The sequence below is a fragment of the Fictibacillus enclensis genome (assembly GCF_030123385.1).
In the GTDB taxonomy this organism is placed as follows: domain Bacteria; phylum Bacillota; class Bacilli; order Bacillales; family Fictibacillaceae; genus Fictibacillus_C; species Fictibacillus_C enclensis.
In genome coordinates this window covers 3787588-3799260 of record NZ_CP126109.1, presented here as the reverse complement: position 1 = coordinate 3799260, position 11673 = coordinate 3787588, and the positions used below count along the sequence as shown (strand labels likewise).

Annotated in this window: 8 protein-coding genes and 4 pseudogenes; 9 read left to right on the top strand and 3 right to left on the bottom strand. The window is 41.9% G+C overall.

Annotated elements, in window-relative coordinates; translation table 11 throughout:
• Positions 1 to 326: 326 nt before the first annotated feature.
• Both istA (QNH15_RS19855) and istB (QNH15_RS19850) read left to right on the top strand, forming a co-directional pair.
• Positions 327 to 1835: an IS21 family transposase gene (gene istA / locus QNH15_RS19855; protein WP_283889907.1), complete on the top strand. Its 1509-nt coding sequence runs from the start codon at positions 327 to 329 to the stop codon at positions 1833 to 1835.
• Positions 1832 to 2554 (top strand): annotated as a pseudogene (gene istB, locus QNH15_RS19850) (IS21-like element helper ATPase IstB). The gene istA (QNH15_RS19855) and the pseudogene istB (QNH15_RS19850) overlap by 4 nt, the downstream one beginning before the upstream one ends.
• Positions 2555 to 3444: 890 nt before the next feature.
• Here the strand turns inward: istB (QNH15_RS19850) and QNH15_RS26275 are convergent.
• A pseudogene (locus tag QNH15_RS26275) lies at positions 3445 to 3579 on the bottom strand (Mu transposase domain-containing protein); the annotation flags it as partial.
• Between the two features lie 72 nt (positions 3580 to 3651).
• Here QNH15_RS26275 and istA (QNH15_RS19845) point away from each other — a divergent pair.
• The 5 genes and pseudogenes from istA (QNH15_RS19845) (at position 3652) to istB (QNH15_RS19825) (ending at position 8818) form a co-directional block, all read left to right on the top strand.
• A pseudogene (gene istA / locus QNH15_RS19845) lies at positions 3652 to 4859 on the top strand (IS21 family transposase).
• Positions 4856 to 5605 (top strand): IS21-like element helper ATPase IstB, encoded by a 750-nt coding sequence (gene istB / locus QNH15_RS19840; RefSeq protein WP_283889905.1) that lies wholly within the window; start codon positions 4856 to 4858, stop codon positions 5603 to 5605. The pseudogene istA (QNH15_RS19845) and the gene istB (QNH15_RS19840) overlap by 4 nt, the downstream one beginning before the upstream one ends.
• Positions 5606 to 5813: 208 nt before the next feature.
• On the top strand, positions 5814 to 6257 hold the full coding sequence (locus tag QNH15_RS19835; protein WP_283889903.1) for a cell wall hydrolase: 444 nt from the start codon (positions 5814 to 5816) through the stop codon (positions 6255 to 6257).
• Positions 6258 to 6519: 262 nt separating this feature from the next.
• Complete coding sequence (gene istA, locus QNH15_RS19830; RefSeq protein ID WP_283889901.1) at positions 6520 to 8076, top strand: IS21 family transposase; 1557 nt, start codon at positions 6520 to 6522, stop codon at positions 8074 to 8076.
• Positions 8069 to 8818, top strand: a complete 750-nt coding sequence (istB, locus tag QNH15_RS19825; protein ID WP_283889899.1) for an IS21-like element helper ATPase IstB — start codon at positions 8069 to 8071, stop codon at positions 8816 to 8818. Before istA (QNH15_RS19830) ends, istB (QNH15_RS19825) begins: the two co-directional genes overlap by 8 nt.
• A 219-nt stretch (positions 8819 to 9037) precedes the next feature.
• Here istB (QNH15_RS19825) and QNH15_RS26270 read toward each other — a convergent pair.
• Positions 9038 to 9166, bottom strand: a pseudogene (locus tag QNH15_RS26270) (transposase); the annotation flags it as partial.
• Between QNH15_RS26270 and QNH15_RS19820 the strand changes: the two are divergent.
• The gene (locus tag QNH15_RS19820) at positions 9104 to 9916 is read left to right on the top strand and encodes an MFS transporter (RefSeq protein WP_283889897.1); all 813 of its coding nucleotides are present in this window, start codon (positions 9104 to 9106) and stop codon (positions 9914 to 9916) included. The pseudogene QNH15_RS26270 and the gene QNH15_RS19820 sit on opposite strands and share 63 nt — an antisense overlap.
• A 347-nt stretch (positions 9917 to 10263) precedes the next feature.
• On the opposite strand, the gene QNH15_RS19815 is transcribed toward QNH15_RS19820, so the two are convergent.
• Positions 10264 to 10581 (bottom strand): STAS domain-containing protein, encoded by a 318-nt coding sequence (locus tag QNH15_RS19815; protein ID WP_283895674.1) that lies wholly within the window; start codon positions 10579 to 10581, stop codon positions 10264 to 10266.
• Between the two features lie 337 nt (positions 10582 to 10918).
• Between QNH15_RS19815 and QNH15_RS19810 the strand changes: the two genes are divergently transcribed.
• Positions 10919 to 11194 carry a hypothetical protein gene (locus QNH15_RS19810; RefSeq protein WP_283889896.1) on the top strand — a complete coding sequence of 92 codons (276 nt, stop codon included), beginning with the start codon at positions 10919 to 10921 and terminating at the stop codon, positions 11192 to 11194.
• Positions 11195 to 11673 lie beyond the last annotated feature (479 nt).

Below are 11673 nucleotides of genomic sequence, written 5' to 3'. Positions count from 1 at the left end.
TTCCGAAATTTTTATGGCGATTTACAAATTTCGTTCTCCAGATATAAGAATGGGGGATGATTGTAGATGTTGCCAACAACAGAGCATCTAATTCAACATTTGACAGATAAAATGATAAATCAAGACATAGCAAAGACATAGCAAAGATTTATAAAACTTCATTTCAAAAAATAAAACAACTAATTGTTTATGGCATTCTAAAAATGTAGCGTTTGGCAGTTAATTTATGTATCCCTTCAGGGCATAAAAAAAGCCTTGCCAACATCCTCATATCAACATACACTCCTTTTTGGGCAATTCAACAACAGGAGGTATGAGTTCAGGAGATGTTAGCAATGGCAGAAATTGATTATATCAGACACGAGGCAAATAGAAAAGGTAATGCTTATCGAGAGATTGCGAGAAAACTAGCCTATGATCCAAGAACCGTAAAGAAGTATGCGGAGATGGAGGATTTTAGTCCAGAAATCAAACCGGTTCAGGTACGTAGCGCAAAAGTGATGGATCCGGTGAAATTGATACTGGATACATGGATTAAAGAGGATTTCAAAAAGAAAAAGAAATTCAGACGAACAGCGAAACGCATGTATGACATGTTGGTGGAGGACTATGAATTTAAAGGTTCTGACCGTTCTGTCCGGCATTATGTATCCAAGCAGAAGAACAAACTGGCAGAGGAAACGGAACAGGCCGCCTTACCTTTAGAAGCAAAACCGGGTACCGCCCAGGTAGACTTCGGAGAAGCACCCTTTCTACATAACGGACAACAAGTGGTCCTTCCCTTTTTAGTCATGTCTTTCCCGTTCAGCAATGCTTTTCTTTTTCAAGCTTTTCCGGCTCAGAATAAAGAGTGCTTCATGGAAGGCCTGAAACGAATGTTCCACTACATTGGCGGAGTGCCGAAGGCCATTCGGTTTGACAACCTTTCAGCCGCCGTCAAAAAGATATTGCCGCATGGAGAGCGTGAGCTAACGGAATCCTTTCAGAACTTCGTTCTTCACTATGGATTTAAGCCGGAGTTCTGTAATCCCGCCAGTGGCAATGAAAAAGGCCATGTCGAAGCCATGGTCAAATACACACGCAATAACTTCCTGATTCCGGAGCTGCCCCTTCAAAATCTGGAGGACTTGAATCAAACTTTCTGGAGGAAGGCAGAGAAAGACCGAAATCGAAACCATTACCAGAAGGAAGAACTCATTGCCAAACTATATATGGCAGACCAAGGACAGTTCTTACAACTGCCAGCAAAAGAGTTTGACTGTGTGCGTTATGAAGAGGTTAGGGCAGATAAGTATGGCTATGTTCGAATTGAAAATAAGATCTACTCCTCCTCCCCTCGCTTTGCCAAACAGAAGGTTTTGGCAAAGATTTCATACAATCAAGTGGCGTTATTGACCGAGGATTTCAACTTGATTGTTGGCCATGAACGCTTATATGGAGAGCAAAAACAATCGGTAAAATGGCAGCCTTATCTATCGCTGATGGCCAAACGGCCTACGGCCATCAAATACACCGGCTTTTACGAGCAACTTCCGGAGGAATGGCAGACGTATCTTGAGCAGTGTACGATTCATGAGAAACAGCAAGCTCTCCAGCTGCTCTCTGTATTCTTGAAGGAACATGACTTTCAAATGCCTACAGAAGCTCTGCGTCTTGCCTCCGAGTGTGGTCATCCTTCGGTCGACTCCATTAAACAAATCTTCTATCAGCTTCTTAATGGGAGAGGTCAGCGAAATAACATTGATGTACAGAAAGGTCTACCTGATGTGCCTTCTGCCGTTAGAGGGCTGGCCCATTATGACCATTTGATGGAAACAGACGGTGACGCAGGATGAACCCAAACATTCAGGAATACGCCAAACGCTTAAAGTTAAGCTGGACTCGGGAGCATTATCATGAAATTAAGGCGGAGAGTCACGAAGAGTATTTATTGCGGTTAATGGAACATGAAATTCAGCATCGTGAGGAACGAAAAACCAATCTCCTACTATAGCAGGCAACGCTGCCGAAGGTGGCCGGAACCCCGTTTGACTGGAAGGACATCAAGCTGGGGCAAGGTTTAACGAAAGATTATATTTTGCATGGCGGGTTTTTGGAGAATCAGGAAAACCTGATTTTTTATGGCGGGGTCGGAACAGGAAAGACGTTCCTGGCCAGTCTGATTAGCCTCCACGCCATTCAGCAACAAGGAAAGAAAGTGAAGTTCTATACCGCTGCATCCCTGGTGAACCAGCTCTTAGATGCCCACGAGAAAGGCTCGCTGAGCCGATTATTCAAACAGATTGAGAAACTAGATGTACTCGTTCTTGATGAGTTGGGTTATATTCCTCTTCACAAGCAAGGAGCTGAACTTCTCTTCCAAGTCATCTCTTTGTGTTATGAAACAAAGAGCATGATCATCACAACAAACCTTCAATTTGGGCAATGGAACCATGTATTTGGCGATCCCATTTTAACGGAAGCTGTCATAGACCGCCTCATACACCATTCACATCTGGTGGTATTCAGTGGCGAAAGCCATCGTTATCGGGAATCGTTGCTTCAAACGAAGTAAAAATGGAACATAAGAGCGATGTTGGCAAGACAGCATTTTTAATTGCCATTTGATGCATTTTTTTATTGCCAAATACACTAATAAATAGGTATTAACTTAATTCAGCTGCTTAAGTTCGTCGGAGAGTTTTATCAGGAAGAAGATGCAAGGCATTTTGAAGTAGAGCTTATCCAAAAATATAAGAAGCAAGGGCTATGTAAGTTCAACAAGAAGAAATATTGATCTTACTTAAAAGTTTACGAGTTCATATATAATGCTGTTAGCAAGAGTTTGGTTCTTGATGGGGACTCAAAATCGTGTTCCTTCAGGAGTGTCGGTTCGACCCCAATCTCCAGTATGTAAAAACACTATAGTAAATATTTCCCTATAAGATGTATAATTCTCTTATCTGAGAGAAAAGGGGATATTGAAATTGGACTGGAGTAAATTTTGTAAGTAATGTGAAAGAGAAAAAGTCATGGAAAATATACGGTAATTGTTTTAGGGAACGCATCCATTTCGTTTTCGTGCCAATTTTGTGCCAACTGAATTTGAAAACCATTGAAAAGGTTTAAAGATGGAAATAGGGAAAACCATGATTTAACAAGGTTATGCAACGATTGAATATGTTATGAAAGTCTTCATTAATCACGTTCGAGATGGAGGGTGCAATCGGTTAATATTAAAAAACCCTTGGTATATAAGGAATATACCAAGGGTTTTTCTTTGTGAGAATCGGTTCGTGCCGATTTGAATTTTTTTACTAGCAGATATAAGAATCTTCTAGTTCAAAATATAATACAAAGGTGCACATTTTTGCAATTAGTATTTGCTCGGGGCTATAAGCAACTGATGATAATGCATCAGATGACAAAATAGCGAGAGGCTTTTGTTTTAATAAGTTTTTGGTCCTTCTGTTTCGCAAAGCGCGGGGAAGACGAATATGTATTGTTATCGATTCGTACATAGCCGTATTTATCTGCCTTGACCTCTTCATAGCGCACACAGTCAAGCTCTTTTGCTGGCAGCTGTAAGAACTTTTCTTGGTCTGCTGTTAAAGCCGATGTTAAAATCCCCCATCTAAAATAGAACCATAGGTTTGAGAGGAGCCATGGTTCATGATAAGTAGAGGGGATTTTTAATGATCAAAGATATGTACAACAAAGGAATGAGCATATCAGACATCTCAAGGGAGCTGCAGATGGATCGGAAAACGATTCGAAAACATATCCACTCTGCAACTGCTCCTTCGAAGCAGAGCCGAAAGAAAAAAAGCAAGCTCGATGCTTATAAAGAGTACTTACATAGGCGTATGATGGAAGACCATGTTTTTAATAGAGAGCGTTTGCTGGATGAAATTCGCCAACTGGGCTATCAAGGAGGAAAAACCATCCTGAAAGATTACTTAAAGCCTTTTCGGGACAATGCGAGAAAAAAATACACCATCAGATATGAAACTCTGCCAGGAGGACAGATGCAGGTGGATTGGAAAGAGATTGGAACCGTGATTTTAAACGGAGAAAAAGTGAAAATATCCATGTTTGTGGCCATACTAGGCCACTCAAGGATGAAGTATGTAGAGTTCACCTTATCCCAAGATCAGGAGCACGTGTTTCAGTGCTTAGTCCATAGTTTTAAGTACTTTGGGGGCATTCAAAGAACGGTATTGTTTGATAATATGCGGACGGTAACCGATGGACGTGAACAAGGGATAGTGAAGTGGAACCAGAGGTTTTCAGAATTTGCCTCTTACTATGATTTCATTCCAAAAGCATGTAGGCCCTACCGGGCTCAGACAAAAGGAAAAGTCGAACGAGCTATACAATATATCACGAACCATTTTTATGTCGGAACGGTTTACTTATTCCATTGAGGATATTAACCATCAGGTATCCCGGTGGCTCGACAGAATCTGAAATAGAAAAAAGAATGAAACAACAAGAGAGTGGTCACCGCAAGTGAAATGGTCAGAGGAAAAGCTGCATTCTATACCTGTCCTAGATTACGACACAAGCTATCGTACATACAGAAAGAAAGACACACTTTGATGGCACCTTCTCGTATAAAGGCCAAAGATGGCTTCTGGCAAAGGAATATGCAGGCAAGGAAATATTGATTAAGGAAATTATTGAACGGTAAAATCCGTCTGTTCCATCAGGGAACGGAGATTCAAGGCTTGAATCAGCACACGACCGTGGTTTCTCTAGCTGAAAAAATAAAAAGGAAACAGACTGCCGTGGTTGCCGCCCCGCATTCTGTTCCCTCGGTAGAGGTCAATACCCGTCCTCTGTCTGCCTATGATGACCTCGTAAGAGGTGAATCATGAAAAAGCAGATTACGGAGTACTGCCAAAAGCTAAACTTGTCCGTTATCGCTGATCAATGGTCAGCGTTAGCAGATCAAGCAGCTAAAGATAATGTACCATACTCCTCGTTTCTTTTCAGTTTATTAGAGGCGGAAGTCGTTGAAAAACAAGTTCGATCAACAACCACCCTTCTTAAACTGTCGAGGCTGCCGTTTAGAAAAACAATCGATGAGTTTAATTTTTCTATCCAGCCCACGATTGATGAGCGAAGAATTCGAGAACTAATGACTCTTTCCTTCTTGAAAGAACATGAAAATCCTATCTTTCTGGGACCGCCTGGCATTGGAAAAACACACTTAGCTGTGTCCATTGGCCTTCAGGCCATTTCTCAAGGGTATAAAACCTATTTTGTATCTGCTCACGACCTAATTATTCAGCTGAGAAAAGCCGATTCCGATGGTAAATTGGAAAAGAAATTACGTTCTTTTGTAAAACCTAGGCTTTTAATTATCGATGAGATGGGCTATATGAAACTGGATATCGGAGATGCCCACTACCTGTTCCAGGTCATCGCCCGACGTTATGAGAAGGGATCCATTATCTTAACGTCCAATAAATCATTCGGTGAATGGGGAGAAATGGTCGGCGATCCGGTTATCGCAACAGCCATATTAGACCGACTGCTTCACCATTCACGCATCTTTAACCTGAATGGTGAAAGCTATCGGCTGAAGGAAAAACGCAACAAGGATAAGCTCGAAAAATAGAAAACTGGGGATTTTTATACCGGACATTTTGGGGAAGTTATAACCGGCCTTGACAATAGGGGCAGTTTAGTTGAAGAAAGGTATAAAAAGAATGCGATAGTTTTGATTTTACTTAAAAACTATAAGCTTTAAAAACCAAGCATTCTTATTTTATAAATAAAGACATGAATGTAGGCTTTTTTTCATAATTTATTTTGGGGGTGAAAAAATGCCAAGAGTAAGTTACCGAAGTTCGGACATTGCCTTAGTAGCAAGGATGATGAGAGCAGAAGCCGAAGGTGAAGGAAAACAGGGAATGTTATATGTTGGAAATGTAGTTGTTAATCGTGTTAAAGCAGATTGTATAGACTTTAAAGGTATAAGAACAATTTCCCAAGCTATTTATCAAGTACAAGGAGGAAATTTTTCCTTTGAAGCTGTTCAAAAAGGGAATGTATTTTATCAAAGGGCAAGATCTTCTGAAAAAAGATTAGCAAAACAAACTTTGGATTATTGGAGAGAACACCCATCAAAATATGCTCTTTGGTATTTTAATCCATATGGTCCATGCCCTCCAACATGGTACGGTCAACCTGCATCTGGTCAATTTAAAAATCATTGTTATTATGAACCACAACCTGAAACATGTGAAAGTGTTTATACCGGAGGTTAAGCTTACTCTTTGAGTAACCTTCAGACCGTAGACAAACCCCTTTTAAAATTCTTTGAAAAGGGGTTTGTCGTGTTTTATAGGAAGATTAAGCTCCAGTTTGATTACAGCCATTGAAATGTACCACGTCTGACATCTTATTTACCAAAGAGTGACAAAGAATTTACCAGTTGATGACATGATACCGACCAAACAAATATAATGCCTCTATATAATTGATGTGCACATCCTCAGGTGTGACATCGATACATAGGAGGTATTTTTTATGCTTCAATATTCCAGGATTTTGAGGTTGAAGGAGGAAGGATTCAGCTTAAGAAGCATCGCGTCAAGCACAGGCAATTCGAGACAAAAAGTGACGGAGGTGATTGAGCGAGCAGAGAGAAAAGGGCTGAAAGAACCATTAGACGAAGATGTGACCGACAAATGGCTCGAGGAATTTTTGTTCCCTGAAAAATCTTTGAAGGCTTCAGGAAGGCAGCCCATCGACTTTGACCACATCCACAAAGAACTGGCCAAACCGAATGTCACGTTGTCGCTCCTCCATCATGAATATGAGACGGAGTGCCGTGTAAACAAGAAAATTCCTTACTCCTATCGGAGTTTTGTGCGCCATTACAGTAGTTATGCGAACAAACACAAGGCAACGCTTCGCATCCGCCGCAAACCAGGAGAAGTCATGGAAGTTGACTGGGCCGGTTCCACCGCCTTCATCATTGACCGGGACACAGGTGAAAAAGCGAAAGCCTATATTTTCGTGGCGACCTTGCCGTGCAGCCAGTTGTCTTATGCGGAAGCCAGTTTGTCCATGAACTTGTCCGCTTGGATCACGGCCCATAACCATGCGTACTCGTACTTCGGGGGAAGCACACAGATTGTCATTCCAGACAATCTGAAAGCCGGCGTCACCAAACATACGTTGCGCGAGCTTGTCCTCAATCCGACATACAGGGAGATGGCGGACCATTACGGAACAGTGGTCATGCCCGCGCGAGTAGGGGCTCCGAAAGACAAGCCAAGTGTCGAAGGGTCCGTTGGTGTCATCTCCACTTGGATTATCGCCGCACTAAGGAATACTCACTGCTTCAGCATCGAAGAGTTGAACCGGGAGGTTCGCGGAAAATTAGAAGAGTTCAATCACAGATCCTTTACACGAAAGCAGGGTTGTCGATTCTCCGCCTTTGAAGAAGAAGAGAAGTTTGCCCTTTCTCCTCTTCCCGAAATACCGTACAAAATGTCTGAGTGGAGGACAGCTAAAGTCCGACCAGATTATCATGTCTCTGTCGAGAGCATGTTTTATTCCGTCCCTTATGAATACATCAATCGGCAAGTTGAGGTACGTCTCTCAGAAAATCTCGTCGAGATCTATTTCAACCATATGCGAATCGCTTCTCACAAAAGATTATATGGGAAGTTTGGACAGTTGGCCACGACCCATGACCACATGCCTGACAACCATAAACTCTATGTCGACCAGACACCAGAGAACGCTAAGGAATGGGCGGGCAGCATCGGTGGGAACACTTTAAAAGTCATTCACTACCTTTTGGACTCTTCGCAGACAGAAAAGTTGGCCCTTCAATCGATTTTTTCACTGAAGAAGACAGAACGGCGATACTCTAAGTATGAAATTGAGCGTGCCTGTAAGATGATCATCTCGATGACCGCCAGACCTACGGTCAAAGGTATCCAAACCTTATTGGCGAACAACAAAAAAAGTGATGCCGAGCTAGAGCTGAAAAGAAAGGCAGAAAGCACCAACAACCATTATGGCTTCATGCGCGGAGCAGCCTATTACGGAGGGGCGGATACCAATGAATGAGCAAACGATGACCAAGTTGAATGAAATGAAATTAAATGGGATGGCCGAGGCCTATGCGGAACAGGCGTCCAATAGAGATTTTCAAAAAATGGACTTTGATGAGCGCTTTTCGTTACTCGTCGATTTGGAACATTCCCGTCGAAAAAACAATAAGCTGCATCGGCTGATCAACGCCGCCTCTTTCATAAATTCTAATGCCTGTATCGAAGATATTGAATACCACGCAGATCGCCGCCTGAACAAAGAGCAGATACTGAAGCTGGCCAGTGGCGCTTACATCTTGGATGGCCATAATCTGATTTTGAAGGGTCCGACAGGATCGGGAAAAACTTACCTTGCGACCGCATTTGGCGTATCAGCTTGTCGGCAATCCTTCAGAGTGCGGTATATCCGATTACCCGAACTGCTTGATGAACTCACGTTAGCGAAGCTGGCAGCTGACGGAAGTTATCGACGACTCATCAAAAAATACACAAAAGTGGACCTACTCATTCTCGACGAATGGCTTTTAACTGATCTGACGACTGATGAAGCAGCAATTCTGCTTGAGATTTCTGAGTCCCGACATAAAACAGTCTCCACCATCTACTGCTCACAAATCGATCCTAGCGGGTGGCACTTGAGATTAGGGAACGAAACCATCGCAGAAGCGATACTCGACCGGATCATCCATGACTCCTATCAGATATTGATTGATGGGGAGGTCTCTATGCGCGAGCGCCACGGATTAGCTCAGAGATAAACGGTGCCTGAGGCACCTTGAGGAAAGCAAAACGGAAGCCCTGCAGACCCAATGACTTTGGCCTGTAGGGCTTACCTGTGTGAGATGGTCAGTAAATTGGCACAAAACGGTAAAGCATACGTCACTCGGTGGTAAATAAGATGGCAGATGCGGTAAGTTTTAATGGCTGTAATCACCAGTTTGCCAGTTCTTTAAGATTCATGGCAGCGAAGGTAAGTCCGTATGGCGGAGGTGTTCTGCCTCTTCCAAAAATTCTTCCCATACATGCCGGTTAATCCACTTTCGATGGACTTTACTCTTTGTACACTGAGAGATCACCGGGCATTTCTGACAAATCAAAGGATCGGAAGAACTAAACCTGAGGATTCTCCAAATGTTTCCGAAGCGGAAGCTAGGTATATTCGCGAAAGTGAAGCAATCCAAGTAAATTCTGGCAAGGAAAAATCCTTTGGCTGGCTCGACAAATTCATTCGTTATCAAAAAGTAGCACCTTTAACTACATTTAAAAGTGTCTTTGCTTCCTGGAATATTTGGGGAAATATCCTCACTTATTTTTTAATGAACAGTGTAATATATGGAATTTTGACTTGGGTTCCAAGTTATTTGGTGAATGCAAAAGGCTACTCTTTTATGAAAATGGGATTCATAGCATCGATGCCGGCTGTTGGCGGTTTATTGGGAGCTATTCTGGGCGGATTTTTATCAGATAAAGTTTTCGAGAAAAGACGCAAACCTACTATGTTAATAACTGCTACTGCTGCAGCCGACATGATGTTTGTTATTATCAATATACCGGATATAACGGAGCGCTTGTTGCTCTCTGTCCTGGGTCTTGCTGGTATAGGCTGGCCTGCTTTTACGGCATATCCAATGGGTTTAACCACCAGAGATACCTACCCAGTAGCGATAGCTACAGTAAACAGCGGCGGCAATCTAGGCGGTTTTTTTTCCCCAATGATCGTAGGAGCTATTTTGGATACAACAAACAGTTATAACCTTGTGTTTGGTTACTTTGGATTCCTACTTATTCTTGAATTCCTAATCATTCTTAGTTTAAAAGAACCAATTCAGCATGAATATAAAACTTCACAAACTTAGCCCCCTGACCGTTCTTTTCGCAAAGATGTCCCTTCAAACAAAGAAGGGCGCTGTTAATACTATGGAATGCAGTTTATAAAATTCAACGTATCAAAGGCAATATAACTTAATGACTGTCAAACAGTAAAACCCGTTTCAAATTTTCAGTTGAAAGCGGGTTTTTGTTTCTTCCAACGAGGCATTGCAGTCACCGTTCGTTGCAATAGTCGGTGAAGGAGTCCATAAGCCTTCGCATTGCAATCGTTTGTTGATAGAAATACAGATTGAATGGCCGCCCCTTTTTTGGTTAACTTTCCCTTTATTGGCATTTCTTCTTTTTCAATCTGAACAAAGGGCACATACCTGACTTAGATCAATTCTATAAGCCCAGTTATCTCAAATAGTCGGCGGACTCGACAGGTCATGCCTCTTAGTATTAACGTACTATTGTTCATGATCGATGATTTAATTGCTCCGGCGAACACTCCTAACCCAACACTATCTATAAAATCAATTTTCTCAACATCAATAATGATTTTTTGTTTAGTTTGTTCGGACAAAGGGAAAAGTATTGCTTTTAACTTGGGTGCTGTGTAGCTCTGAACTTCTCCGACTAATTCCAAATAATGTGTACCGTTCAATTTTTCATGTGTAATATTAAGATCCATAACATTCCCCATTGACATACTCACAAGGCAAACCTCCAGGAGAAAAATTAGAAAACTTTTGTCGTAATTGAGGACCATCTGTGTTTCCTATTGCTCGTTAATATTGCGACAGCTCTTTCAATCGGTCAGTGGCCGATACTCCCTATGTCATAGTCTTTCTTAAGCTGTTCTATAATAGTGACTGATAAGCTTTATGCGCCTTTGTAACGTAGTGTTCGCAGAATTTCAGAACTACTTTGGATACATGCTCATGGAATTGTAAATCTACAATAATGGAGCCCGGTACTGACAGGCATAAAGTGAGTCGGCTGTGACTGGGGCTGCCCCTGCTGTCCAGGCACAAAATGTATAGGATGTGACTGATGCTGTCCCTGGTGCCCAGGTATCCAATGTACAGGATGAGTGTGCATCCCATGTTGTACAGGTGTCCAATGTGCCGGGGGGGTGTGAGGGTGAGGTACATGGTGTCCATGTGACCAATGGATATGGTGAGGATGATGTCCATGCGGCCATTGAGCGTCCTGGGTGTGTGGCATGTTATGCTGACTATGGCTGCTGCTATGATGACTATGTTGTTGTTGCACCATCACTCCTCCTGGAATCCATGCGCCAGGCTGCTGGTGTCGATTAACCAATAAAAAACCTCCCTTCATAAAATTGAATTAGAAGGACTTCTCTATCAGTTTATAAACGTATAGAAAAACTGTTCTGATGATAATGCCTAATCATATGTGAAAATGAACAAAAACAACATTTTTATTGTTATATTATAGTCTCTAAACCTCGATTTGTTGCAGCAATCAAACGTACATCAAAAGTATTACTTCAGTTCCGCCGACTTTGACTAACTCTTTTTGCTGCAGAACCCACAACAGCCTAGCCGGGAGATGGTATATCATATCAAACCAATTTCATCTAGGTAAATGGCGTTTTTTAGAATGTGAGCCTATGAGAACTAATACAACTCGAATAGACCATAATTACATCTCAAATAATCAGGTTGGTTGTATGAAAAAATATTTTACAATCGTTTATGCTTGCATATACGATTGTGTGTACATTTGTATTTTGTCGAATAAACCAATAAAAGTTAGTAAAAAGGAGCTTTGT

What these genes read in the sequence shown, in the direction of transcription:
- istB (WP_283889899.1), top strand. Translation starts at nt 8,069, where the DNA reads ATGAATGAGCAAACGATGACCAAGTTGAATGAAATGAAATTAAATGGG.
- QNH15_RS19835 (WP_283889903.1), top strand. Translation starts at nt 5,814, where the DNA reads ATGCCAAGAGTAAGTTACCGAAGTTCGGACATTGCCTTAGTAGCAAGG.
- istA (WP_283889907.1), top strand. Translation starts at nt 327, where the DNA reads ATGTTAGCAATGGCAGAAATTGATTATATCAGACACGAGGCAAATAGA.
- QNH15_RS19815 (WP_283895674.1), bottom strand. Translation starts at nt 10,581, where the DNA reads ATGTCAATGGGGAATGTTATGGATCTTAATATTACACATGAAAAATTG.
- QNH15_RS19820 (WP_283889897.1), top strand. Translation starts at nt 9,104, where the DNA reads ATGGACTTTACTCTTTGTACACTGAGAGATCACCGGGCATTTCTGACA.
- istA (WP_283889901.1), top strand. Translation starts at nt 6,520, where the DNA reads ATGCTTCAATATTCCAGGATTTTGAGGTTGAAGGAGGAAGGATTCAGC.
- istB (WP_283889905.1), top strand. Translation starts at nt 4,856, where the DNA reads ATGAAAAAGCAGATTACGGAGTACTGCCAAAAGCTAAACTTGTCCGTT.